At 65.8% G+C, this 23,387-nt stretch carries 24 protein-coding genes and 1 pseudogene; 18 read left to right on the top strand and 7 right to left on the bottom strand.

Annotation, left to right across the window (positions count from 1 at the left end; genetic code table 11):
* Positions 1 to 95 precede the first annotated feature (95 nt).
* The 8 genes from NE236_RS02170 to NE236_RS02140 all read left to right on the top strand — a co-directional run bounded on the left by NE236_RS02170 (position 96) and on the right by NE236_RS02140 (position 7,425).
* Positions 96 to 626, top strand: a complete 531-nt coding sequence (locus tag NE236_RS02170) for a DUF4254 domain-containing protein (RefSeq protein WP_252840052.1) — start codon at positions 96 to 98, stop codon at positions 624 to 626.
* Positions 623 to 2,515, top strand: a complete 1,893-nt coding sequence (locus tag NE236_RS02165) for a hypothetical protein (protein WP_252840051.1) — start codon at positions 623 to 625, stop codon at positions 2,513 to 2,515. Before NE236_RS02170 ends, NE236_RS02165 begins: the two co-directional genes overlap by 4 nt.
* Positions 2,516 to 2,531: 16 nt before the next feature.
* The gene (locus NE236_RS02160; protein WP_252840515.1) at positions 2,532 to 3,080 is read left to right on the top strand and encodes a phosphoribosyltransferase; all 549 of its coding nucleotides are present in this window, start codon (positions 2,532 to 2,534) and stop codon (positions 3,078 to 3,080) included.
* A gap of 332 nt (positions 3,081 to 3,412) precedes the next feature.
* A complete protein-coding gene (locus tag NE236_RS02155) occupies positions 3,413 to 4,162 on the top strand; it encodes a glycosyltransferase family 9 protein (RefSeq protein WP_252840050.1) in 750 nt (249 codons plus the stop codon).
* A gap of 6 nt (positions 4,163 to 4,168) precedes the next feature.
* Positions 4,169 to 5,293, top strand: a complete 1,125-nt coding sequence (locus tag NE236_RS02150) for a hypothetical protein (RefSeq protein ID WP_252840049.1) — start codon at positions 4,169 to 4,171, stop codon at positions 5,291 to 5,293.
* Positions 5,290 to 6,033, top strand: coding sequence for an SDR family NAD(P)-dependent oxidoreductase (locus NE236_RS02145; protein WP_252840048.1), 744 nt, complete (start codon positions 5,290 to 5,292; stop codon positions 6,031 to 6,033). The genes NE236_RS02150 and NE236_RS02145 overlap by 4 nt, the downstream gene beginning before the upstream one ends.
* Positions 6,030 to 6,683, top strand: coding sequence for a histidine phosphatase family protein (locus NE236_RS44935; protein WP_372494215.1), 654 nt, complete (start codon positions 6,030 to 6,032; stop codon positions 6,681 to 6,683). The genes NE236_RS02145 and NE236_RS44935 overlap by 4 nt, the downstream gene beginning before the upstream one ends.
* A 19-nt stretch (positions 6,684 to 6,702) precedes the next feature.
* A complete protein-coding gene (locus NE236_RS02140) occupies positions 6,703 to 7,425 on the top strand; it encodes a class I SAM-dependent methyltransferase (RefSeq protein ID WP_252840047.1) in 723 nt (240 codons plus the stop codon).
* Here the strand turns inward: NE236_RS02140 and NE236_RS02135 are convergent.
* Genes NE236_RS02135 through NE236_RS02125 form a run of 3 tightly spaced genes read right to left on the bottom strand, consistent with a single transcriptional unit; the run spans position 7,379 to position 10,230 of the window.
* Entirely contained in the window at positions 7,379 to 7,834 is a 456-nt protein-coding gene (locus NE236_RS02135) for an NUDIX domain-containing protein (protein WP_252840046.1), read from the bottom strand. The genes NE236_RS02140 and NE236_RS02135 overlap by 47 nt on opposite strands.
* Positions 7,835 to 8,638 (bottom strand): DUF1932 domain-containing protein, encoded by an 804-nt coding sequence (locus NE236_RS02130; RefSeq protein WP_252840045.1) that lies wholly within the window; start codon positions 8,636 to 8,638, stop codon positions 7,835 to 7,837.
* A 38-nt stretch (positions 8,639 to 8,676) separates the two neighbouring features.
* Positions 8,677 to 10,230 (bottom strand): NsdA family TPR-like regulatory protein, encoded by a 1,554-nt coding sequence (locus NE236_RS02125; protein WP_252840044.1) that lies wholly within the window; start codon positions 10,228 to 10,230, stop codon positions 8,677 to 8,679.
* Positions 10,231 to 11,052: 822 nt separating this feature from the next.
* Between NE236_RS02125 and NE236_RS02120 the strand changes: the two genes are divergently transcribed.
* The 4 genes from NE236_RS02120 (at position 11,053) to NE236_RS02105 (ending at position 14,866) form a co-directional block, all read left to right on the top strand.
* The gene (locus NE236_RS02120; protein ID WP_308209037.1) at positions 11,053 to 11,862 is read left to right on the top strand and encodes an ATP-binding protein; all 810 of its coding nucleotides are present in this window, start codon (positions 11,053 to 11,055) and stop codon (positions 11,860 to 11,862) included.
* Entirely contained in the window at positions 11,856 to 12,104 is a 249-nt protein-coding gene (locus tag NE236_RS02115) for a hypothetical protein (RefSeq protein WP_252840043.1), read from the top strand. Before NE236_RS02120 ends, NE236_RS02115 begins: the two co-directional genes overlap by 7 nt.
* Before the next feature lie 251 nt (positions 12,105 to 12,355).
* Positions 12,356 to 13,105 (top strand): hypothetical protein, encoded by a 750-nt coding sequence (locus tag NE236_RS02110; RefSeq protein WP_252840042.1) that lies wholly within the window; start codon positions 12,356 to 12,358, stop codon positions 13,103 to 13,105.
* Between the two features lie 603 nt (positions 13,106 to 13,708).
* On the top strand, positions 13,709 to 14,866 hold the full coding sequence (locus NE236_RS02105) for a hypothetical protein (RefSeq protein ID WP_252840041.1): 1,158 nt from the start codon (positions 13,709 to 13,711) through the stop codon (positions 14,864 to 14,866).
* A 355-nt stretch (positions 14,867 to 15,221) separates the two neighbouring features.
* Here the strand turns inward: NE236_RS02105 and NE236_RS02100 are convergent, their stop codons facing one another.
* Positions 15,222 to 15,584, bottom strand: coding sequence for a nuclear transport factor 2 family protein (locus NE236_RS02100; protein ID WP_252840040.1), 363 nt, complete (start codon positions 15,582 to 15,584; stop codon positions 15,222 to 15,224).
* 86 nt (positions 15,585 to 15,670) lie between these two features.
* On the bottom strand, positions 15,671 to 16,294 hold the full coding sequence (locus tag NE236_RS02095) for an MFS transporter (protein WP_252840039.1): 624 nt from the start codon (positions 16,292 to 16,294) through the stop codon (positions 15,671 to 15,673).
* 45 nt (positions 16,295 to 16,339) lie between these two features.
* Here NE236_RS02095 and NE236_RS02090 point away from each other — a divergent pair, with 45 nt between their 5' ends.
* From NE236_RS02090 to glmS, 6 genes are all read left to right on the top strand, one after another.
* Positions 16,340 to 16,510: a TetR family transcriptional regulator C-terminal domain-containing protein gene (locus NE236_RS02090; RefSeq protein ID WP_252840038.1), complete on the top strand. Its 171-nt coding sequence runs from the start codon at positions 16,340 to 16,342 to the stop codon at positions 16,508 to 16,510.
* A 58-nt stretch (positions 16,511 to 16,568) separates the two neighbouring features.
* Positions 16,569 to 17,150 (top strand): TetR/AcrR family transcriptional regulator, encoded by a 582-nt coding sequence (locus NE236_RS02085; RefSeq protein ID WP_252840037.1) that lies wholly within the window; start codon positions 16,569 to 16,571, stop codon positions 17,148 to 17,150.
* A 146-nt stretch (positions 17,151 to 17,296) separates the two neighbouring features.
* Positions 17,297 to 18,136 (top strand): serine hydrolase, encoded by an 840-nt coding sequence (locus NE236_RS02080; RefSeq protein WP_252840036.1) that lies wholly within the window; start codon positions 17,297 to 17,299, stop codon positions 18,134 to 18,136.
* Between the two features lie 27 nt (positions 18,137 to 18,163).
* On the top strand, positions 18,164 to 18,778 hold the full coding sequence (locus NE236_RS02075) for an NlpC/P60 family protein (RefSeq protein ID WP_252840035.1): 615 nt from the start codon (positions 18,164 to 18,166) through the stop codon (positions 18,776 to 18,778).
* Between the two features lie 80 nt (positions 18,779 to 18,858).
* The gene (locus NE236_RS02070; protein WP_252840034.1) at positions 18,859 to 19,128 is read left to right on the top strand and encodes a hypothetical protein; all 270 of its coding nucleotides are present in this window, start codon (positions 18,859 to 18,861) and stop codon (positions 19,126 to 19,128) included.
* Positions 19,129 to 19,139: 11 nt separating this feature from the next.
* A complete protein-coding gene (gene glmS, locus NE236_RS02065) occupies positions 19,140 to 20,942 on the top strand; it encodes a glutamine--fructose-6-phosphate transaminase (isomerizing) (RefSeq protein WP_252840033.1) in 1,803 nt (600 codons plus the stop codon).
* 57 nt (positions 20,943 to 20,999) lie between these two features.
* Here glmS and NE236_RS02060 read toward each other — a convergent pair whose 3' ends face one another.
* On the bottom strand, positions 21,000 to 21,812 hold the full coding sequence (locus NE236_RS02060; RefSeq protein ID WP_252840032.1) for an SAM-dependent methyltransferase: 813 nt from the start codon (positions 21,810 to 21,812) through the stop codon (positions 21,000 to 21,002).
* Positions 21,813 to 21,935: 123 nt separating this feature from the next.
* A pseudogene (gene rho / locus NE236_RS02055) lies at positions 21,936 to 23,081 on the bottom strand (transcription termination factor Rho); the annotation flags it as partial.
* Positions 23,082 to 23,387: the final 306 nt, after the last annotated feature.

The raw sequence follows: 23,387 nt of genomic DNA, 5'->3' as shown, positions 1-23,387 counted from the left end.
TCTCACGTGGCAGTGAAGAGCTCTCACTAGTAGAAACCAAATTTTCAATGGAGTCTCCTAAGACAACCGTCGGATCTTCTGCGGGATAGGGGACCATGGCACGTCAGCTTGGAGTAGATCGCGTTGGGCTGCCGCTGGCCGCAGACCTCATAGCTTCCTTCGAGAAAGAGGGATATCTCCAAGGAGATGGGATCCTTCACCTAGCTAGCCGGCTCGCTCACCAGCATATCGAGCAGTGGATCGCAGAGGACATGTGTCGAACGCCGAAGGCAGATATCACGGCTGTCGCGGCGTCCAAGCAAGCGATCGATGCGATGAACGCCAGGCGCGCCACCATGATTGAGGAAATCAATCAATGGTTCGAAAAATCATTCATTTCTGTGCCGGATGCGCCGCTGCACACGGAGACGTTCGGCTCGGTAGTGGACCGGCTGGGTATCGCCTGGGTACGCTCCCGACGTCTCAGCGGGGATCAACAATTTCCAGACCATGTGGTTGCGCGCCAGGCGCTGAAGCAGCTGGTAGAGCTAGCTGAGGCGTATGACTGTCTGGTCCGTGATTTGCGCCACGGACGAAGACGCGTTCCGCGGTGGAAGCTGCTTAAGAGCTATGGGACGTCATCATGAGCGACGGTGAGCTTACCGTCTCACTCAACGGTGCGGACAACGTAGGAAAGACTACACACTTGAGGTGGCTCGCTCGTGCGATTCCTGCGGCCACCAATGTTGGGACGGTCGACCGCTGGAACCCTGAGTGGAAGACGGTAGCCGAAGGTGATTTCGCTCGATGGTGGTTTCTGGACAGTAGTACGCCCGAGCATGTTCGGCTAATCTTCGAAAGTCACACGGCGCGTCGTACAGCGAGCGGAACGCTGGCACTCGAGGACCGCGGTCACCCGATGCTCATTGCCGTGTGCGCCGCTACAGCAGCTGTGAAGGAGCGACTCTCCCCGGAGTCGGCTTTGCATCGGGTCGTCGAGTTGCTACCTGATACCAGGCAAGCTCAGAGGCTCGAGTTGCACGTCCTGCTACGACATGCCAGCGACCCGCTTGAAGAGGCCGCGCTAGCCCTGGCACGCGAAGGGGCGCCAAGCTCTCCTTGGTATGCAGACTATCAGCGAAACCTCGCACGTATCCTTAACATCCAAGCACGCCAGGGGGAGTATTCCTTCATCGTCGACCGCGGCGATCGTTCAATCCTTTCCATCCAAGACGAAATTCGACAGCGTCTCGCCCACTGCAACGTTTCAGTTGAGCAGTTTCCCGCGAATAAACCGCAGCGACTCTGGGTACTGGCCGGCATGTCGGAATCCGGGAAGAGCACCGTTGGGGAATTACTGAAGGCAGAGCATGCCACAACTCGATTGAAAATTGGCTACCTACTGGACGTCACAGCCACACGCGCCGGCATCACCGACCCGTACACCGAATGGGGCGAACAAACACAAGCCCAGGCATTGGCAGAGGAAATTATCCGGTTCTGTCACGCGAATAAAGCAGACATGGTCAGTGTGGAGAGTGCACATCGATACGAAGCGACGCTTCACCTGAAGAATATTTTTGGTGCCGCGTGTCGCACGGTATTTGTCGAAGCCGACCCTCAGATCAGGCAGGATCGATCCATCCAGGACATCGGCGACCGCGACCGAGAGAAGGCTGAACGCGGCGCACATCGGATCGCCAATATCGCAGACTTCATAATCGACAATAACTACAGCCTCGCGGCACTAAAGCTCGCCATCAAAAGCATGGCCGCCGAGCCTGAGGTCTACGACCCGGACGTAGTCAGCGATGGAGACGATAATTCAGTAGTCCAATCATGGGTCCGTCAAGCTACCGCGAACCTGACCGACTCTGAGGTAGCAGCGGTCATCGCCACCGGTAGCACGATGCGGGAACACTGGAAGCCTGGTTGGAGCGACATCGATCTGCTAGTCATTCGAGACACACTGCCCGTTACATGGATTAGGCGGCATATCACGCGAATGCCCGGCCCTGCGGATGTCAAGCTTGGCATCAGCTTGTTCACGAGCCGCGAGGTAGTGACCGGTCAAATTCCGCCGCGAGTCATCCATGCACTGCGACTCGCGATCCGCGACGGGCGGGGGATTCTGCACCTCCGGCGTGGTTTCAGCCTGCCCGATCACGGTGCCGCGATGGACGACAGAGCGTCCCGAGAAGAATTGCCGTTGGTTGTCATGACCCTGCGCCGCCTGGTCGCGGCCACTCGACTGGACGTTCGGTCCATGTACAAGCACGTCGTCCTGGTCATGAAGATCCTGCTGCGCGCTGATGAGATCAACGCTGACGACAGCGACGACGTGATCCACCAGTTCAGCGTCGCTCACCCTCGTGCACGTGTCGTGTTGCCAGGTCTGACCGAGATGGCGGCCGGCAATTGGCGGGTCAACGCCCAGTTGGCCGATCGCATCCTCGACGCTGCCGACAGGATCCTGCGCTACCACGACACCTTGGCTGGAGCCGTCAAGTTCACCTCGCAAATCACCACTGCCTAAGGAGCCGTCCGTGGCGATGACGCCGCTATCGACCTATCCGGCACGCCGGGTTCGCCGTCTTGGAGATTCGGAGACCATGCGGCGAGTGCGCATTGTCCACGCTCTCGACGGTATTGGGGGCGACGTGCCTCCCGAACATCTTCTCGACGTGGGCTCGGCGCTGTGGCACTGCTGGCGGGCACACCACGCATACGGACCACATGACGTCATACTCGGCCTGGATGCCGGAGGGATCGTGCCGGCCTTGGCGGTCGCTTTGGTGAGCGGCACGCCCTACCGGCTCGCCTGGAAGGTAGACCTCGACCTTCCGCATAAGTTCGCTTTTCAGGAGCCACACGCCCGCCGGACCGATGTATACGTCTACGGGCCATTGCACGGCCGACGGGTACTCATCGTCGATGACGAAGTCACCAGTGGCCACACGATCTCCAACCTGGTCGGCGCCCTTCATGGCGCGGGAGCCTCGGTAGTCGGCGTGCTCTGCCTCGTAGAGGTCGCCGAGGGGATGGCCAGGAACGGACTGGCTGAGCAGGGGCTCACGCTGTGCAGCCTCACGACGCTGTGACGCCATGGCGACCGCTCCCGGTCTTGCTTCACCGGGCCGAGCAGGTCATTGTTTCGAAAGAACAAGCGCCGCTGGGGCGCCTCCTGCCCTATCGGCGCAGCGCCGGCGGACGGCCAGCTAGCCCAACGCAACTGCCCGATCAGCTTGCACGCCAGGGTTGGCGAGTGGACCTGGGCGGCCGCGGACTCGGAGACCTACTGCTCGGCCTTGGACTCATCAAAGCGCTTATCGATACGCAGTGCGGTCCTGAACCGCACTATCAAGGGCAACGAGCGGCCTTGTTCCAACGATGCCGGATCCCCATGGACGTGAGTTCTCAACCCCATGGCCACGTGATCAGCACACCTGGCGCCCGACCAGTCGGTTTCGAAGCCGTACCCGAGAGTCCTGCCACATGGCTCGATGATCTCGGTGACGGCAGGGTCGAAGTGCACGCCGCCCTACCCATGCGCTACTACCTGAATCTGGAGCAGGCGCTCGGCCTACCGCTTCCGGAACAGCGGGCTTGCCTCCCCGCTTTTACCTCGCAGGGCGGCACCAGGGACCCGTTCCACGTCGTCTTCATCGCTACCACGAGCTGGCCGGACCGGAAGGACTACGGCGCGGCGAGCTTCTCCGAGATCGCGGTCGAGCTGGTCCGACGCCGTGCCGCGCCATGGCGTTTCAGCGTCATCACCGCTGACACGGCGAGCCCGCACCGTCTGCCCGAGTTCGGGACGATTGATCATGAAGTGCACGGTGGGCTCCCCGCTGTCGACTGCCTCGACCTGTTCGGCAGCGCGGCCGTTGTCGTCGGCAATGACACGGGGTTGACGCATCTTGCCGCGCTTTGCGAGGGGCCAGATGGCCGGGGTCCCGAGGTCATCGGACTATACGGACGGCACTCCTACGCCAAGTGGACGACCGGGTCTGCTCGGCATCATGCCGCTGCGACTGCTTTTTCACAGATGATGGCCGTCGCCGACGCCTGCCCCGTGCGCGACCACCTCGACGACTCGCTGTGGGGCACCGCCAGTGATATTCATCGTCTCCCAGCTGACGGCGTCGCATGGCTCGCTGGTCGCTGTGCCGGATGGTGGTGAAGCTCCTTGCACATCGGCCACCATCGCAAATTTACGGCAAACCACACGTTTCATGCCGACTGGCGTGATCGTCGGCTGTTTGTCAAGATCTTGCCGAACCTGCAGGAGGCAGCAGCGGAGATCGCTGGCCATCGGCGGCTGCGCGACCGCTATGAGGTGCCCCGTCTTGTCGGCCACCGTACGTTCAGGCGCTACGCCATCCACGCATACGAGCGCATCGGTGATGACCGGGGTGATAGCGGACTGCTTCTCGACGACATCAATATCGCCGATCTGACCGGCCACGTCGGTCACCTCGATCAGACGGTGACTGCTCTCCTCAGCCGATACGAAACGGTCATCCACCAGACGTTGCGGCGTGCACGCCCGCAGGACACCGTCACGAAGCTGTACGCCGACCGCGCTGCCGAAGGAGGCCGGCTCGATCGCTACTACAGGCATGACCCGGACCTCCTCATCGTTCCGGGCGGTGACTCTGTTCGACCATCGCAGCTTCGGGCACTGCGCCTCGTCGTCAATGGGGAGCCCCATCGCATCGACTTTTCCGCGACGATCCGGTGGCTCCGGCGTACGCACTGCTCCGAACACACTGTTTGGGCCGGGCTCACGCAAGGCGACCCCACCGACGTCAACCTCGGGCCGGGCCCCATCTGGTTCGACTACGACACCGGCGGTATCAACGCCCTCGCTGGAGAATTCGCTGGCTTCCTCTGGTATCAGCTGATCCAAGGCGGCTGGCTGGTTCCGGCATACAACACCTCCGCCTTTGCCGACCACCCGGCGACGTTCGCGTGCATGGTGTTCAATAAACCCGCCGTTCAGTTCCGGCTGTCTGGGAGCTCTCTCGCCATTGACTACCACCATCGCGCCTCGATGGCTCGCCGACACGTAATCGCGCGGTATCTGAACGAGCTGGTCAGGCCGATTGCTGCTGAGATCGGCATTAGCTGTGTCATGAAATGGCTCCGGCCCTACCTGGTAATGCGCATCCTCGGGGTCTACAACCTCGCGGACCTCAACACGGCCGACGCGGCCCTTTCGCTCGCGTACCTGGCTCAGGTCCTCTCGCCCGGCCTAAGCGTGGACGAGTTGTTCGCTGACATCGCCAGCCGGGAGAAGGAAACCCAGTGAATGAGCGCCCTATAGCCGTGGTCACCGGAGGCGGTTCCGGCATCGGAGCCGCCGTCGCCGTGCGGCTCGCCGTAACCCACGACCTAGTCATCACTCACCTCAACGACGATGATGATCTCCGATGCGTCGCCGCACGAGCCCGAGGAGCTGGATCTGATGTGATCATGGTCGACGGGGATCTCACGGGCGAAGCCGCGCGAGACAGGCTGCGAAGCACGATCGCCGATCGCCCGATCGACACACTCGTCTGTTGCGCTGGCGCCTACCCGCGGGTCCGATGGATCGACGCCGCCCTTACGGTGTTCCGACACTCCCTCGAGCTCAATCTCTTGGCCCACGTCGCCTGTATCCAGATGGTCATGCCATCAATGATCCAAGTCCGTTATGGGCGCGTGGTCGCCGTATCCTCTGTCCTGACACAGATCGGCAGAGTCGACCTCGCTCCGTACATCACGGCCAAGAGCGGAATGGAAGGCCTTGTACGTGCACTGGCCCGCGAAGTGGGCGCGTACGGCGTGACCGTGAACACTGTCCGGCCCGGCTCGATCGAAGTTGAGGCCGAGCGGGCGGTCGTTCCCGACCACGATGCCATGGTCGAACGGCAGCTGGCCCGACAATGCGTCAAACGTCGTGGTCACCCGGACGATGTCGCCGCCGCCGTTGCCTTCTTGACCTCGAGAGAAGCGGGCTTCATCACCGGGCAGAGCCTGACCGTCGACGGCGGCTGGTTCCTCGCGTGACCAGCATCTGGCTCCGGCACGGGACTTGCGAGGACGGGCTGCGACGGCCCCGTGCTCACGCTCGCCCGGACAGTGCCCTCACCGAACAGGGCGAACGGGAAGTAATCGCCGCAGCCATGAGCCACAGTGAGGCGGTCACGCTGATTCTCACAAGTCCCCTCCGGCGAGCCGTCGCCAGTGCAGCGATCCTCAGTGACCGCTGGCAGGTACCCGTGGCCCCACCGGATGAGCGCCTGGCCGAGTGGCGGGCTCCCAGCTGTGTTCTCGGCCGGGAACCTACCGAATATCCCCCGCCGTACAGGGCCTGGCAACGACGTCGGCTCACCGAGCCTGACGACGCTCTGCCCGGTGGGGAGAGCCTACGCGCGTTGGCCGACCGGGCCGAAAGCGCCCGCGTGCACGTACTGACTCTGGCTGAACGGATCGGTTTGATCGTGGTCGTATCCCATCGGGTGTTCATCGGTTGCATCGCGGCACGAAGCGCGGGAATCGACGATCCGGCCGATATGTTCACGTTCGCGCGCAGGTTCACGATCGAGCCCGCCGGATCGTGGAGGCTAACCGATCTACCGAATTTCCCAGTAGATCAAGATAAGGGGCATGGACCCCACGGAACCTCGAAGCCGCCTGCCTCACGAGAGTCCACATGAGGCGCACGCTCGCCGAACGTTGGCCGAGCTGTTGCACGAAACCCCGATCCCACGAGCGGAACTGATCGACAACCTCGGCCTGTACCTCGGCCGGAAACAGCTCATGGACCTGCTGGCGATGGACTCGCTCTACCGGATGATCAAGGACGCCCCGGGAGTGATCGTGGAATTCGGTCCTCGCTGGGGCAGGCACTTGGGCGTGCTGACGGCGTTGCGCGCTCTGTACGAGCCCTACAACGTGCACCGGCGAATCATCGGCTTCGACACGTTCGCCGGCTTCCCGAACACTTCCGAGCTGGATCAGGGAAGTCGCCACGCCACGGTCGGCGGACTGAGCGTCACCCCTGGCTACGAGGAGCACCTTGACCAGGTCTTGGCCGCCCATGAGTCGACGGAACCGCTGAGTCACGTTCGTCGGACATACACCTGCGCCGGGGACGTACGACAAGCACTGCCCCAATATCTTGAGGCGAACCCGCAGACGATCGTCGCCATGGCCTACTTCGACCTGGACCTGTACGAACCGACGCGCGATGTGTTGATGATGCTTCAGCCATACCTGACTGAGGGCAGCGTGCTCGCCTTCGACCAAGTCGGGCACGCCAAGTGGCCCGGAGAGACCATCGCGCTGCGCGAGGTGCTTGGCTCGACCAGCACGCGGTTGGAGACGCTGCCTGGTTTCCCCGGGCCGGTGTTCATGCGCTGGCGGCGTCCAGCAGGGCGTCCCGGTTCGCCAGAATGAACTCTTTCAGCCCTTCGGGTTTCAGGTCCGTAGCAGCCACCGCTTCATCGCAGAGCTCGATGAAGTCGATGTCGTATCCTCCGCGCGAGGGATCGTCGAACTCGGGGCCGTCCCGTCGTGCGAGGTCAAGTTCGATGAGCCGCGCCACGAAGACGTGTTGGACCGCTACGCCGTCGTCTTTCGGTGAGCTGAACAGGAAAACTTGCTGGCAGGGACCAGCGGTCGCTCCGAGCTCTTCGTGAAGCTCTCGTCGCAACGCCTCCTCAGGCGAGGGATCATCCGGCTCGATTCCACCACCAGGTGTTGTCCAGTAGACCGGCTGGCCTGGGCGCGTGCGTTTGATGAGCACGAGGCGGTCTTTGTCGTCGATCAGGATGGCGCGCGCTGAGCGCTTGACGATCGGGGCCATTCACTCGTCCTTGGTTCGCAGGTGGTCAAGGACATCGGGTAGTGCGATTTCGAAGTTGTCCCGGTCAGGATTCCAGCGTTCGAAGACCGCTGCGGCGCCCATGGCGAGTTCGTTGGGAAGACTTACCTCGGCCATCGCCGCGGCGGCCTCTTCCATCTCCGGTGCCCACCTCCACGCCCGAGCAGCGACGCTGGGGAGGTAACCCGGATCGGACAGTTGATCCCGTGCGAGTCGTCGCGCCTCGGTCAGGAGGTGATCGCCGACACCATAGGCGTCCGCCAGAGCATGAGAAACCGCAGCCAACGCGCCGACGGCCTTGTTGTAGGACGCGTACGCCATCTTGAGAGCCGACGCTTGGCCGACGTCTCCTTCGATGGTGAAGGCTTCCACTGCGGTTCCAGCGAACAAGCCCGCGATCTCGTCAATCTCCCTGGAGGCTCCTGATAGATACAGACGTGTCCCGCTCTTCTTCGGTGGAGGAGGCCCGATCACGCAGCCGTCGAGCACACGACCGGACGTGAACAGACCCGCGATATGACGGATGCGCGCCGGGCTGACCGCATTGGCCTCAACGAATATCCCGTCGAACCCGGTTTCGACTGCGGCCTTCGCCACCTCAACGGCTGCTGCCGGCGGGCACAGCGAAATCAGCACATCGCTGAAGGCTGCCAGGTCGGCTAGGTCACCGACCGGCTCCAGGCCAGCCTCTGCCGCTCGCTCGGCTGTTGCCGCAGTTCGGCCGACCGGACACCACAGGATACGCGAGCCCGCTTCGGACAGCTGACGGCCCACGGCGGCACCCATCCGACCAGGATGCAAAAGCCCTACCGTTACTTGGGGCGTCATGACGTGGCCCCGCCGGGGAGCGTCGGCGTCGTCGACGCCGCGCAGAATTGGGTGATCTCCTCCCGCACGCTCTGTGCCAGCGCTGTGGTCTGAAATCTAGGCCGCTCCAGTTGAAAACTCACTTGCCGCATCCGCCTTCTTACGCTGTCCGTTCGACGCCTAGCCGCAGTGGACATCACGGTTCGTAGCTCTTCCACGGCACCATCGAGCTCGTCTAGCCCCAGCCGAGCGGAGGCGAGATCGAGTCGCGCCAGACAGAGCTCCCCGAGCCAGCGTTCCTGCGACGGCGCCTGCTCATAGAGGGCGATGGCTTCCGCCGCACGCTCACGCGCACCACGGTAACGGTGCTCATCTGCCAGCCATACGCTACAGGTCGAGACATACAACAACTGCTTGGCCAAGGGGAAGGCCAGCATCCCCCCGAACTCGTCGTCTCGACGCACCTCGTCACGCGTTGCCTCCGCTCGCTGCAGAGCAGCGTCCGTGCCTTCGGCATTCTGCAACCGCGCATGCGCCCGTGCCTCGATGCATGCCAGGCGTATAGCAGCACTACCCGACTCAGGAGTGAGGTCGCGCACCGAACTGGCAAGATCGATCGCATCGGCAAAGCGATCGTCCCAGTAGGCGATGAGGCACTGCATGCCGCGGATCCACACGCGCAACCAGTTGCTCGCGGCCAGCTCCGCGCAAAGATAGGCCGTCCTCGCCTGCGTCTCTGCTGCGTCTAGATAACCGAGATCGAATGAAGCGTTGGCGAGGATGCCGCATAGCGTTCCGGCGATGAGGTAAAGATCTCGGCTTTGATTCGGGAATTGCCGACCCTCAATCAGTTCAAACGCGCGGTTGCGTAGCTCCAGCACCTCAAGGAAGGTCGGGGATACCGGACGATTAGGATAGGTGGTTACGATTCGCCGAATGTCTGCCTCGAACTGATTGAGCGTGTGCGGCCCGACGTTTGTTCGCTCTGCCTTCTGGCCGAATTGCGCCGAATCGCGCGCTGCTGCCATTATAAATTCCTCTTCTGAGCGGCCTGCTACCAGACCGTACATGACTCGTCCATCGAGCCCATCTCCCGTGGAGTGCCAGAGCACTTTCGCGGGGTCGGACAATACTTGGGTGCCTGCAAAGAGCGTCGATTGATTCTCTTCTCGAGAATAGTCTCTGGCGAACCCAAGCTGAACAGGTCCTGTTTCGAACAGCCTGCACAGTCGGTCTTCATAGTCACGGTCTGGCCTATCGCCTGCCTCCCACTGCCGCCAAGATCGTTCGGTGAGGCCGCGACGCTTTAATTTATTGCGTTCGCACATCGCATTGAACTCATCAACGGCTTTAAGAGCAGTCCACCCATTTGCCAGACGATGGCATTTTAGTAGCGAATGGCCGCAGCACTGATGGATCGCATGCGCGATACGCCCACGCAGGGTTGAGGGGATTGGAGTCGAAGTATCGTGATTCTCCGTGATAAGAACCTGCATGCGCAGGCGCTCGGCGCAAGGCAGGTCGTGCGTCTCACTGACCGTCGCCTGGGCCGCGGCTGACTTCTCCGACATAAGACCACGGTAACCAGGCAAGAGCGTGATGGCATCATCAAGCGACGAATAATCAGGGGAGAGTTTCTCTCCCCTGATGGAGAACGGCTCACAGGGAGAGCCGGCGGCCTTGCGCGGTTGGCGTTGGAGCCTGGGCGCGGTGACTGATCACCCCTCAGGGACGGCGAATAGCCCTCACCCCATGAGGTGAATCTCTCATGTTTGCAGGTCAGCCAGGGGGCGGCATGCTCACTGACATCAGGGCGACTGGGATGGTGTAGGGCGCAGCCTCCCCGACAGAGGTTCGATCCTTGGAGCCGGCCTCCTCAGTTCCGCCCGGACCACCACCCGATCGCGCTTGCAGGAAGCGACCGACCACAACTCAGCTTGCCGATAACGCCGCGCCAACTGCGACGTCTCTGAATGGAGGGACCTCGATGTCGAGGGTAGCTCGCGCTCGCTGGAAGGCTACTGACTCACGACTCCACGAATCCCCCGGCGGGCGTTGCCGGGGCATCTTCGATTTCGATGGCTGCAGGGACCTTCGATGACGCCGAACTCGTTTGATGGCTACTGCCAGAAATTGGCTACGTCCTGCGATGCCATCGACCTGGCAACCAGCATTCGACGTGACCCGGCGCAGGTCAAGGCATGGGAGCCCGGTTTGGAGTGTTTCGCCGAACTGGTCTCCTGCAGGGCATGTAGCGAGGGTATCTACTTCCTCTGGTCGTGGGGCGCAAAGATCTGCCTGGCCACCAGAGCCGCTCAGACCGCCGAGACCATCGCACGGGTGGTGTCTCCATCACGTCCGTATTGCCGGACGCCGCCGCCCCGGAGCAGGCAATGAGCGGCATGGGGGTGGCACCTGATGTATCGGCCGCCGTGCGGTCCGGTGCCTGCCTCGCAACAGCCCTGCCGGTAAGCGCGGAGTCGGTGAGCCATGCTCGGCTGCGGGTTCGTACGGTGGCCAGGGGACTCGGCTTGACGCCCGAACGCGTCGACGATCTTGTGGTGGTCACCGCGGAATTGACGACCAACGCTCTTACGCACGGTGGTGGCCGCATGGTGCACCACGCGGGCCATCCGGTGGCGGGACTTCCAGAGCTTTGGCTGTATGTACGTGGGAGCAGGCGGCCTGAGCTGGTGGTGACGGTGTTCGACACCGGTGACTTCTGGGTGCAACCAGTCTCGGTCCCGGCGAACGGCTTGGACGTGGCCGGCGTGGACGGCCGTGGCCTGCAGATCATCGCCGCGCTGGCGGAGGAGGCGGGCGGCGGGTGGGGGCTGCACCCGAGCCGATCCCGTCTCGGCGAGCAGCGGCTTAAAGGGACAGCAGTCTGGGTCGCGTTGCCAGTACCGGAACCTGTGCGGGCTCCAGCTCTGGTGGAGGTGAGCCCGGCTAAGGCGATTCGCCGGTTGGCCGAACTGCTGCAAGCCCGCGGGGTCGGTGACCTGATCACCCGAGCCTGCGAGCACGAGGCCGTGTTGTCCCTGTCCGGCTTGACCGTGTGGTTCGGCCGTGGGACCTACTCCTGGCAGGGCGCTGCGGGGCGAGTCCGCGTCGCTGTCGCGGACGTAGTCGATGTCGCCGAGCAAATCCTCGCCCAGACCGAGCTGGCGCGCCGCCGCAGCGAGATGGAGGGCTCATGTTGACCGACCCTGAGCTGCTGCGCCGGACGGCGATCACGACGCTGGCCGCTCACGCGCTCGTCGACGGCGGGTGCCGCGTCTGTGGTGTGGCGGGCGTCTGTCCGTACGCCCGTCGCGCGGCGAACGCGCTGGACTTCCTCGGCGATCCGGAGGGGTGGCTCGTCACGCTGTCACGGCAAGCCAGCGCACCTGGCCCGGCCGTGCTGGTTGAGGTCCTGGCCGGCTTGCAGGCCGCGCCGCCCTGATCTCGCGGCTGCGGATCGAACCGGCGGCGTCTTCCCCGTGGCGCAGGCGAGGCCACTTCCCCCGGTGCCTCGTGTCCGGGAACTCTCCGCAGCCGCGACCGACTCAAGCCGTGGCCAACCGAACGGAGGTGTTTACGCATCCGTCGTGACCTCGCATTTCTGAGATAGCCCGACGAATTCACCACGGCGACGAGTGGAAGTGACCCTCGCCGCCCCACTCACCGAGAGGATGAGACGTGGATCCTGCCCACGTGGAGACGCTGCTCGCCGAGCTGTGCACCGAGCTCCGCCTCGGCGACGTACGACGCGAGTCGATCCGGGTCTGGGAGATGTCCGGAGTCGAACGCCTGCGGCTCGACGGCGACCGTACGCTGATCTTCAAGCACGCGCGGGGCCCGTTCACGGATGAACATCTGGTGCTGCCCCATGCGGCCGCGCACGGCCTGCCCGTGCCGGGCCTGCTGGCATCCGCCACTGTGTACGACCCGAGGCTCGGCTCTGGCGGGGACAGCCTCGGCATGGTCCTGGAGGACCTCGGCCCGGCCGTGCTGGTGCCGACGCTGGGGCAGGCGGCCGCCGCGATCGCCGTTCACGCAGACCGCAAAGAAATGGACCCACCAGCGGAAGGCGACACCGTGACAAACCACAACTACAACTACTTCATCGGCGAGTCCCATTTTCATCGCTCGAATGTCGGGAGCAATGTGTTCAATAACTCGCCAAGTGGCGATGAACGTCTGGAGGTGCGCAACCTCCTGGCCAAGGTTAGTCAGCTCCTAGAAGCGCAGAGTGCCCACTTCTATAAGACGTCGGATCCGCAAGCACTGAGCACTGCGGTGCAAGTAATCCACGAGGCAGTAAATCAACCCGACTTGCCTATTTCCAAGGTGCGTCAAGCACTGAACGTCGTCGTTCGCGTCGGAGAGGGCCTGTTCGTCGGGGTCGCAGGAAACGAGCTATTCGAACAGATAAAACAACTTGCTGAGTGGCTCTCGTCGTAGGAACACATTTTCCAGCGACAGGGAAGCGCCTACTTTTCATGTCGTCTGCCTAGGTGTCGGTTCGGCCCATCAAGGTGAAAGCAGTCAGTGGCTCGGCGCGCGGCATTCCTATTCCGATAAAGCATTCACAGCTTACGGCTGCTCTCGCCGACCCCGAGCACTACTACCTGTACGTCGTGGACAACGTCGAGGCGGACGGCAAGGGAACCATCCGGGTGCTACACGGTGCGGACCTTCTCGAGATGTTGGCGAGAGCGGTCCCGCACAAGACATACTGGCCGACATTCCGCGTCGCTGACTACGCCCGGATCACGCCTCGCTGCCGGGGCCGGAGCGAGAATGACTAGCCCTGAGAACGCTCTCCCAATTCCGTTGTTCGTATACCTTTGGCCACCATCTGACCCAGACCCTGCCGACCGGCCGGAATTCCCGCGTCGACCGCCATCGTGAAGTAATGAAGTGCAGCAGCAGGGTTGTCCATATCCTCCAGAGCGGGTGTGTCCAGTACCGAAAAGAGATCCCTACCGGCGGCTGCCCGACTCTGGGCCGCTGGCTGCTCTGACCGCGAGGATGTACGGTGATCGCGGACAGGTGGGATGCCGAGTGGATCGGTTGAGCTGGCGGGCTGGATCCGGAGCCCTTGAGGATTGGCTGGCCGAGATCTTCGACCGCTTCGCCATATCACCCGAGAGATTCTCGGTGCAGCGCGGCGGAGAAAAGACACCGCGCTTTGGCGGACCGCCGAACGGCCGCCCCTACGATCAGAAGATCAGCTACACCTACCCCCGCACGATCGACACCCTGGTGTCCGATCTCGCCGGCGACAACGTGCTGGAGGTGGGCTTTACGGTCCACTCGCCGGATTCGTGGTGGCTGTGGGCGACCCCACTCGACCGCGTCAAGACCGACTGGATCAAGGTGACCATGCCCGGCACGCGCGTGTCGAACTGGCCGCTGCCCGCAACGCTGCGGGACGGCCGTGATCTTCGCCGGTTACTCTTCGCGCTCGCCGGGATGCTCGGTACGGCACCGCCCGACTACGACCCGGGAAGCGTGCGCGCGCGGTACCCCCAGCCGGTCGAGATCAAGAGACATGTCCGCTCGGACGAGTACTTGCTGTGGGTCACCGGGTGGGGACACGAGACGCTCAACCTCCGCGGGGAGACCGTACAGCTCGTGGACGACCTGGTCCGCCTGTTCCATCCACGGGACACGACGCCGCTCCCGCTCCGATCGCTCGGCGACCTCGCCCACGTGTACGAAACGCTGATGGTCGAACTCGGCCGCGGGTGGGCGATTCGATGGGCCGAGCCGCTGCCAAGACCCGGCGACGTCCGCCTGCCACCCGACGCCCGCCTCGCCGTCACCAGGACGCCCGGCGCGGAACCGCCCCTCCAGGTCACTGCGGAGGAACTGCTCATCGAAGCCGACCACCCGGCCCACTCGCTGCGGGAGAGAATCACGCTGCTGCTGTGCCCACAGCTGTACACGCCCTGCGCACCAGCAGACCTGCCCGCGTGGCTACGGTCCCTGGAAAAGGGCGTGTTCGGCAGATCGGGCATCTGGACGGTACGCGGCCGAGGCTGGCGGCCACCGCGACATCGAGGAGCCGCCATGGTGGCTCGTGCCCTGCTCGAACAGGGCGTGACCGGGCGCGCCTCAGTAGGGATGGCAAGCGCGGAGTTCCTAACCGTTCAGGGCCTGCTGTTCGGCGGTGAACCGGTGGAGCTGGCAGGACGAAGCAAAATCATGAGCCCGTGAGTGCTACTCGCCCGGTCGCCATCGGCACCGCGCTCCCGGCCGGACTCACACCGCTGCCCGACGAGGCCGGGCCAAGGAAACTCACCCAACTCGAAGGCTCGACCACCTGCGCCTCGGGCCCCGCAACTCGCCAACGATGACGCTGCGCACTTGAACCATCAACCTCACTCTGCGGTTGTCCGCACGTTCTCCAACACCCAACCAGCAAGATCACCATCTGCGGCTGCCCTACCAGCGCCTGAGCGTCCACCCGGCCTGCGTCTGCGGCACTCTGCAGGTGCCGGAAACGCCTCGGACATCTTGGTCCGGGCATCATCCGACCGGGAGCTGACGCTGTTCTTCCGTTTCGCCGGGATCACCCTTCGGCGAAGAGCGGTGCCAGGTCGATGAAGATCCGGTAATCCTCGATCAGGCCGTCGTCGCGGCTGGAGCGGTAGATCGTCACGACCGGGACGGTGACGGTGCTGCCGTCCTTGCGGGTGTACGTCACGTTCGACTCGGCGATCGTCGCGGGACCGGCGTCCCACTGCTCGACGAGGTCATGCGACACCCCCGCGATGCCGGTGCAGAACGACGCCCACGTGTCGCGGACGGCCTGGCGACCGTGGACGGGCTCCGCGTTGCCGAACCGCATGACGACGTCCTCGGCCAGGTGGGAGGCGTACCGGTCGGGGTCCATGGAGTCGATGTCGTCGAACAGGTTCTTACGGGTAGGCATTAGGTGCTCCTCCGTTACCGGACTCTCGGCGGGACGTGCCCCAGTGTCCCAAGATCGTCCGATCGGCGAGGCGATATCCGCATGACTCAGTCCTCAGAGCCGGTGGGGAGCCACAATGCGAGCACGATCGCCACGGCGGTGAATCCGATCGACCACCAGAACGCGACGTCGAACGCCCTCGCCCGGCCCGCCGGGCCTGTGTCGGCGTGGGCCGCGATGGAGCGTTGCAGGACCACCGCCAGGACGGCCGTGCCGAAGGATTCCCCGACCTGCTGCGCCGTACGGGTGATGATGCTCGCGTGGGGTACCGCCGCGCGGTCGAGCCCCAGGTAGGCGCCGGCCATGACGGGGCCCGTCACCGCGCTCAGTCCCACCCCGCGGACGACGAGCGCCGTGACCAGCCACCATTCGCGGGTATCGGTGGTGACGAAGGCGAACGGCACGGTGGCCGCCGCGACAACGACGAGTCCGGCGAACGCCACCCATCGTGGGCCTATCCGGTCGGTGAGGATGCCAGCCGGCCCCCGGCTGACGAGCGCGCCGACGCCCTGGGCGGCGATCAGCAGGCCCGCGGTGAACGCGTCCTGCCCGCGCACCTGCTGGAAGTACAGCGGGACGAGCAGCATGGCGCCGTACAGCACGAACCCCGACAGGAAGAGCAGACCTCCGGCAGCGCTGAATGAAGTGACGCGGAACAGCCGTAGGTCCACGAGGGCGTCGTCGCCGACGATCGATGCCCGGACAGCGAAGGTGTCGTGCTCGTCCGCGGTGAGATCGACCCCGCCCGGCTGACGCCGCGGATCGCGGAGCTGGCGACCGACCTCCTCCGGCACGAACTGCTCATGACGCTGCAACCGGTGCCCGAGGAGACGATCACGGAGATCGTCGATGACATCTTCCTTCCGCTGGTGCGACCCCGCGGTTGATCACCCTGATGAGAGCGTGATATTTGACCGACCGATCTGCAATCGCTAGCGTCCCTACGTGGCGAGGACGAAGGAGTTCGATCCGGACGCCGTGCTGCAGAAGGCGATGGAGCTGTTCTGGGAGCGCGGGTACGAGGCGACGTCAATGGCCGACCTCGTCGACCATCTCGGCATCGCGCGGGCGAGCATCTACGCCACCTTCGGCGGCAAGCACGACCTCTACCTCAAGGCGTACGAACGCTACGTGCAGAGCCGCGACCGTGGCGTCGTCGAGACCCTGTCCCAGCCGGGTCCCGCCCTGCCCGCGGTACGGGCGCTGGTGCGCGCCTACGCCGACGAGTCGGCGACCGACCCGCATCGGCGTGGCTGCATGGTCGTGAACACCGCGGTCGAGCTCGGGGGCCGTGACCCGCAGGCGGCCCGCCGGGTCGAGGCGAGCTGGGACATCGTGGAGACCGCCCTCACCTCCGCGCTGACCAGGGCTCGGGCCCAGGGTGAGCTGTCGGCGGACAAGGACCCGCGGGCGCTGGCCCGCTTCCTGCTCGTGCTCCTGCAGGGGATGCGGGTGCTCGGCCGGGCCCACCCCGATCCGGCGCGGCTCCGCGACGCGGCCGAGCAGGCCCTGGCCGCTCTCGACTGACGGAGAGACCACCCACTTGACGGCGGGTGGTCCGATGCCCGCCGGTCGAGAGAAGCCCATTCGGACGACCCGCCGCAGGTGACATCGAGACCAGGCAACTACTGCCTGTTATCCTCCCAATGCAATCCGTCACACGAGCGAGGGTCATGAGAACGCGACGAACGATCACCGCCGTCACGTCCGCGCTCACCGCCGCGTGCGCGGCGACGGCGTCGCCTCTCCCGGCCGGCGCCGCCGTCCCCGTCTGCTCGTCGGACCGCTCCCCCGCCCTCGCCGCACGGCTGTCCGCCGATATCCCCGCGGCGCTCCGGGGCCGCCACGGGCCCGTCGCGGTCGGCGTCTTCGACCGGCCGACGCACACCCGCTGCGGGCTCGCCGCCACGACGCACTTCCAGTCGGCCAGCGTCGTCAAGGTCACGATCCTGGCGGCGCTGCTGCGCCGGGCCGAGGAGGCCCGTCGCGGGCTGACGGCCCAGGAGCAGCGGCTGGCCGAGAGCATGATCACACGGTCGGACAACGCGTCCGCGACCGCGCTGTGGAACGAGGTCGGGCAAGCGGGCATCCGGCATTTCCTGGCCCTCGCCGGGATGGACGAAACCCGGATCGACGAGTCGGGCTACTGGGGTAAGACGCAGATCACCGCCGGCGACCAGCTCATCCTCCTCAAACTCCTGACGTTCAGCGGCACAACGACGCTCGGCGCCGCCTCACGGGCGTACGTCCTCCGGCTGATGGCCGCGGTCGTGCCGGGCCAGCGCTGGGGGACGCCGACCGGCGCCCCGGCGGGGGTGAACGTCCACGTCAAGAACGGCTGGGTCGATCGGTCCGACGGCGCCGGATGGCGGGTCAACAGCCTCGGCGCGTTCGACGGCCACGGCAAGGACTACCAGATCGTCGTGCTCACCCAAGGGAACCCGACCGAGGCGTACGGCCACGAGACCATCGAGGGCGTCGCCCGCGTCATTCACCGCGACCTCAATTCCTAAAGGGAAGCTCCCGAGGAAAGGATGCACATGAGGCACAGCAACCTCGTCGCGCTCGGCGCCATGGCGGCCCTGGCGACCGCCGTGGCGCCCACGACGTCCGCCGTCGCGGTCGGCCCGCTCCCCAGCCCCGCGGGCGTCGCCCACCGGCAGGACGCCGCGGCGGCGACACCGGCCGCGGCGATGATCCCGACCAAGCGGAGCGTCGCCATCGCCCGCGCCCGGACCTGGCTCACCGCCTGGCATGGCGGCCCGGTCCCGTACAGCCAGACGCGCTTCCTGAACGGCTGGCGCACCGACTGCTCGGGTTACGTCTCCATGGCCTGGAACCTCCAGAACGCGAACGGCACGCCTCTCAACCACAACACCGACAGCATGCTGCGCGGCGGGTACGGCACGCCCGGACCGGTCGTGCACCCGATCGGGTGGGGCGATCTGCGGCCGGCCGACGCGATCGGTTTCCTCGGCGCGGGCAGCATCGGCGACGCCGGGCACGTGATGCTCTTCGAGCAGTGGGCGAACCCCGGACACACCGCGTACTCGGTCTACGAGCAGGCCGGCGACGGCGGCACCCACCACCGCGTCCACCCCATCACCTACAACCACTACCGGCCGTACCGGTACAACAAGATCCTCGAAGGCTGACCTCGCATCACCGAGAATCCTGCCCGATTCCGGGCAGGATTCTTGATTTTGTCGCTCTCGTACCGGCAGCATCGACCCTCGTGTCCGGACATCCCCATGACGAGCTCGTCGCCCACCTCAGCCGCACGTCGCCGCTGAGCCCCGGCGAGGCGGCGCGCGTCGTCGCCGACGTGCTCGCCTACTTCGCCGAGCCCGCCGAGGACTTCGTCCGCCGGCGGCACGCCGAGCTGAAGGCACGCGGGCTGACCAACGACCGGATCTTCGAACGCATCGCCGCCGAGCTGTCGTCGCGCCGAGTCGCTCCCCCCGAGCTCTCGCTGCGCCAGCTCCGCCGCATCGTCTACGGATGAAGGAGAGCTGAATGTGCGGAATCGTGGCCTATGTCGGCCCCAGGGACGCCGTGCCGATCCTGACCGAGGGCCTGGCCCGCCTGGAGTACCGGGGCTACGACTCGGCGGGCCTCGCCGTGGTCGGCCGGTCGGGTGACCTGCGGGTCCGCAAGGCCAAGGTGCGCGTCGGCGAGCTGGCGGCCGAGCTGCCCGCCAGGTTCAAGGGCACTCCGGGGATCGGACACACCCGCTGGGCCACCCACGGCGAGCCGAGCGACCTCAACGCCCACCCGCACGTCGCCGGGACCGTCGCCGTCGTGCACAACGGCATCATCGAGAACGCCGACGAGCTGCGCGCCGAGCTGGCCGCCGAGGGCGTCGTCCTCACCTCCGAGACCGACAGCGAGGTGCTACCGCACCTGATCGCCCGGTCCGGGGCGGCGGACCTGGAGGAGGCCGTACGGGAGGCGCTGTCCCGTGTCGTCGGCACGTACGGGGTCGCGGTCGTCGACAGCCGTCACCCCGGCCTCGTGGTCGTGGCCCGCAACGGCAGCCCGATCGTGCTCGGCATCGGGGAGAAGGAGATGTTCGCGGCCTCCGACGTCGCCGCGCTGGTCCGCTACACCCGGCAGGTGGTGCACCTGGACGACGGTGAGCTGGCGACCGTACGGGCCGACGGGTTCCGCACCTCGACGCTCGACCGGCGGACGACCCGCAAGGAGCCGTCCGTCATCGAGGCCGAGGAGGCCGCGTACGACGCCGAGGGCTACGCGCACTTCATGCGCAAGGAGATCCACGAGCAACCCGCCGCCGTGGAGCGCGCGCTGCGCGGCCGGGTGGACCTGCGGTTCCACACCGCCCACCTGGGCGGCCTCAACCTCGACCCCCGGGAGGCGCGGGAGATCCGCCGGGTCAAGATCCTCGGCTGCGGCTCGGCGTACTACGCCGGGCAGGTCGGCGCGCAGCTCATCGAGGAGCTCGCCCGCATCCCGGCCGACGCCGAGCCTGCCTCGGAGTTCCGCTACCGCAACCCCGTGGTCGAGGCGGACACCCTCTACGTCGCGGTGAGCCAGTCCGGCGAGACGTACGACACGCTCGCGGCCGTGCAGGAGCTGAAGCGCAAGGGCGGGCGGGTCCTCGGCGTCGTCAACGCCGTCGGCAGCGCGATCGCCCGTGAGTGCGACGGCGGCGTCTACCTGCACGCCGGCCCGGAGATCGCGGTGGCGTCCACCAAGGCGTACACCTCGACCGCCGTGGTCTTCGCCCTCCTCGCGCTGCACCTGGGGCGCATCCACGACCTGTCCCCCGCCGACGGCCGCCGGATCGCGGAGGGCCTGCGGGCACTGCCCGCGCAGATCGAGGAGATCCTGAAGCAGGAGGACCGGATCGCCGAGGTCGCGCGGGAGTTCGCCGCCTACCGCAGCATGCTGTTCATCGGGCGGGTGCGCGGCTGGCCGGTCGCCCGGGAGGGCGCGCAGAAGCTCAAGGAGGTCTCCTACGTGCACGCGGAGGCGTACCCGGCGAGCGAGCTGAAGCACGGCCCGCTGGCGTTGGTGAGCCCGGACCTGCCGGCCGTCGCGGTGGTCCCGGACGACGAGCTGCTGGACAAGAACCTGTCGACCCTGGGCGAGATCCGCGCCCGGCGCGGCCGGGTGCTGACGGTGGGGCACCGCGAGCTCGGCGACGACTCCATCGTCATCCCGAAGAACGAACCGGAGCTGGACCCGATCCTGCTGCCGATCCCCCTGCAGTTGCTGGCCTACCACGCGGCGGTGGCGCTGGGCCATGACGTCGACAAGCCCCGCAACCTCGCCAAGAGCGTGACTGTGGAGTGATGGCGCTGCTGACGTTCGCCGGGGTCGCGGCGCTGCTCACCATGGTCCCCGGGCGGGTCACGGTTTGCGGGCGATCCCGCCGGCCATGAGCCGCTCGGCCACCGTCAGGTCCCCGGCGATCGGCTCGTCAGGCCGCCACTCGGGGAGGTAGACCAGACCCGGCTCCACCATCTCCAGGTCGCCGAAGAACCGCTGCAACTCGTCCGTCGTCCGGAATCTGCCGGTGCCCAGCACCCTCAGGTAGGTCTCCTCCAGCTCGGCGGCCTCGGGGAAGGACGCGCAGAACGCCGTCATGAACAGGTGGCTGCCGGAGGGCACCGCCGCCATGTACGCCTTCGCGACGCCCTCGGGGTCCTCGTCGTCGTGCAGGTGATGGAGGATGCCGACGAGCATGACGCCTACCGGCTGGGAGAAGTCGATGAGCCGGGTGACGTCAGGGTGCTCGATGACGGACGCGGGATCCCGGAGGTCTGCGGTCACGACCGTCGTGTTGTCGTTCTCGGCGAGGAGCGCCCGCCCGTGCGCCAGGACGATGGGGTCATTGTCGACGTAGACGACGCGCGCGTCGGGCGCGTACCGCTGCGCCACCCGGTGGGTGTTCTCGCGCGTCGGCAGTCCGGAGCCGAGGTCGAGGAACTGGCGAATGCCGACGACCTCGGTGAGGTAGCGGACACCGCGGATGAGGGCCTGCCGATTGTAGGCGGCCACCTCGGGAAGCTGCGGGACGATCTTTAGCATTTCACCGACGATCGCGCGGTCGATGGCGAAATTGTCCTTCCCACCGAGGACGACGTCATAGGCCCGCGCGATGCTGGGCTTGGTGACGTCGATGCCCGGGGGGGCCTGGTCCTGTTCCTCCAATGCCGACACACGTCCTCCGTACCGGTTCACTTACGTCGATGATCAAACCGTAGTCGCCGGTGCGGGGCGTTGGAGGTGTTATCCGCCGATTTACCGGCCAGACCCGGCGGTCCCCTGGGCGGGCCTGGTGGTTCATCGGGCCGTTTCCCGCAGGACCTGGAGCAGGAACTCGGCGTTGGACGGCGTGTCGCGCAGCTTGCCGAGGAGGAGTTCGGCGGCCTCCTGCGGGCCGAGCGCGTGCAGCACCCGGCGCAGCCGGGCCACGACGTCCAGCTCCGCCGTCGACATGAGCAGGTCGTCGCGGCGCGTGCTCGAACCGGTGACCTCGACGGCCGGGAAGACCCTCTTGTCGGCGAGCTCACGGCTCAGCCGCAGCTCCATGTTGCCGGTCCCCTTGAACTCCTCGAAGAAGACGTCGTCCATGCGGGATCCGGTCTCGACGAGCACGGACGCGAGCATGGTCAGCGAGCCGCCCTCCTCGATGTTGCGGGCGGCGCCGAGGAACCGGCGCGGCGGATGGATCGCCGTCGCGGCCACCCCTCCGGCGAGGATCCGGCTGCTCGAAGGCGCCGCCAGGTTGTAGGCCCGCCCGAGCCGGGTGATCGAGTCGAGGATGACGACCACGTCGCGGCCGAGTTCGACGAGGCGCTTGGCGCGCTCGATCGCGAGTTCGGCGACGGCGATGTGCTCGGCGGCGGGACGGTCGAACGTGGAATGGACGATCTCCGCGTCGACGGATCGCTGCATGTCGGTGACCTCTTCGGGCCGCTCGTCGACGAGTACGATCATCAGGTGGCATTCGGGATGGTTCGCGCGGATGGCCGTGGCGAGGGCCTTCAGCATCATCGTCTTGCCGGCTTTCGGCGGTGCGACGATGAGGCCGCGCTGGCCTTTTCCGATCGGCGCGATCAGGTCGACGATCCGGCCCGCCATGGCGTTTCCGCCGGTCTCCAGATGGAGCCGTTCCCGGGGATACAGCGGGGTCAGGTCGGTGAATTCCGGGCGCGCGGCGGCGTTCTCCGGCGGCAGTCCGTTCACGCTGTCGACGCGGACGAGCGCGTTGAATTTCGCGCGCTTGTCGTCCGGCCGCGGGCGGCGAGCCGTCCCTTCGACGATGTCGCCGGGGCGCAGTCCGTACTTGCCGACCTGCGCGAGGGACACGTACGCGTCGGCGGGGCCGGGGAGATAGCCGGAGGCCCGGACGAACGCGTGCTTGTCGCCGACCTCCAGGACGCCCGAGACGGGGGTGGCCGGGTTCTCCCGCTCGCGCGGTGCGCGGGGCGGGGCGGCAGTGGGTTCGAGAGTGATGGTCATGGAAAATCCCTTCGGAATGCGGCGCCGTCATCGATGACGGCGCGTGAGAAGACGGGCGGCGCGTCGGGCCGCCGGTGAACGCGTACACGCGAAAGCGGTACAGCGATGGAAAAGATGACTTTCGGGGGGTAATCGTCGCCTGCCGGAGAAATCAACGGCGGCGGTGGAGCAGGGGGCGGGGGAAAGCGCCTCATCCGATCGAGCGGGAAACCCCGTTGCTGCGCCCAAGGTATATCACACGGCGTCCAGGACACCAGTCGCGATTTCCCG

The organism is Actinoallomurus purpureus, assembly GCF_024055795.1.
Taxonomy (GTDB): domain Bacteria; phylum Actinomycetota; class Actinomycetes; order Streptosporangiales; family Streptosporangiaceae; genus Actinoallomurus; species Actinoallomurus purpureus.
Note: the sequence above shows the minus strand (reverse complement) of the source record. Positions and strands in the feature narration are given on the sequence as shown.

What these genes read in the sequence shown, in the direction of transcription:
- NE236_RS02170 (WP_252840052.1), top strand. Translation starts at nt 96, where the DNA reads ATGGCACGTCAGCTTGGAGTAGATCGCGTTGGGCTGCCGCTGGCCGCA.
- NE236_RS02165 (WP_252840051.1), top strand. Translation starts at nt 623, where the DNA reads ATGAGCGACGGTGAGCTTACCGTCTCACTCAACGGTGCGGACAACGTA.
- NE236_RS02160 (WP_252840515.1), top strand. Translation starts at nt 2,532, where the DNA reads ATGACGCCGCTATCGACCTATCCGGCACGCCGGGTTCGCCGTCTTGGA.
- NE236_RS02135 (WP_252840046.1), bottom strand. Translation starts at nt 7,834, where the DNA reads ATGGCCCCGATCGTCAAGCGCTCAGCGCGCGCCATCCTGATCGACGAC.
- NE236_RS02130 (WP_252840045.1), bottom strand. Translation starts at nt 8,638, where the DNA reads ATGGGTGCCGCCGTGGGCCGTCAGCTGTCCGAAGCGGGCTCGCGTATC.
- NE236_RS02125 (WP_252840044.1), bottom strand. Translation starts at nt 10,230, where the DNA reads ATGTCGGAGAAGTCAGCCGCGGCCCAGGCGACGGTCAGTGAGACGCAC.
- NE236_RS02120 (WP_308209037.1), top strand. Translation starts at nt 11,053, where the DNA reads ATGAGCGGCATGGGGGTGGCACCTGATGTATCGGCCGCCGTGCGGTCC.
- NE236_RS02115 (WP_252840043.1), top strand. Translation starts at nt 11,856, where the DNA reads ATGTTGACCGACCCTGAGCTGCTGCGCCGGACGGCGATCACGACGCTG.
- NE236_RS02100 (WP_252840040.1), bottom strand. Translation starts at nt 15,584, where the DNA reads ATGCCTACCCGTAAGAACCTGTTCGACGACATCGACTCCATGGACCCC.
- NE236_RS02080 (WP_252840036.1), top strand. Translation starts at nt 17,297, where the DNA reads ATGAGAACGCGACGAACGATCACCGCCGTCACGTCCGCGCTCACCGCC.
- NE236_RS02075 (WP_252840035.1), top strand. Translation starts at nt 18,164, where the DNA reads ATGAGGCACAGCAACCTCGTCGCGCTCGGCGCCATGGCGGCCCTGGCG.
- glmS (WP_252840033.1), top strand. Translation starts at nt 19,140, where the DNA reads ATGTGCGGAATCGTGGCCTATGTCGGCCCCAGGGACGCCGTGCCGATC.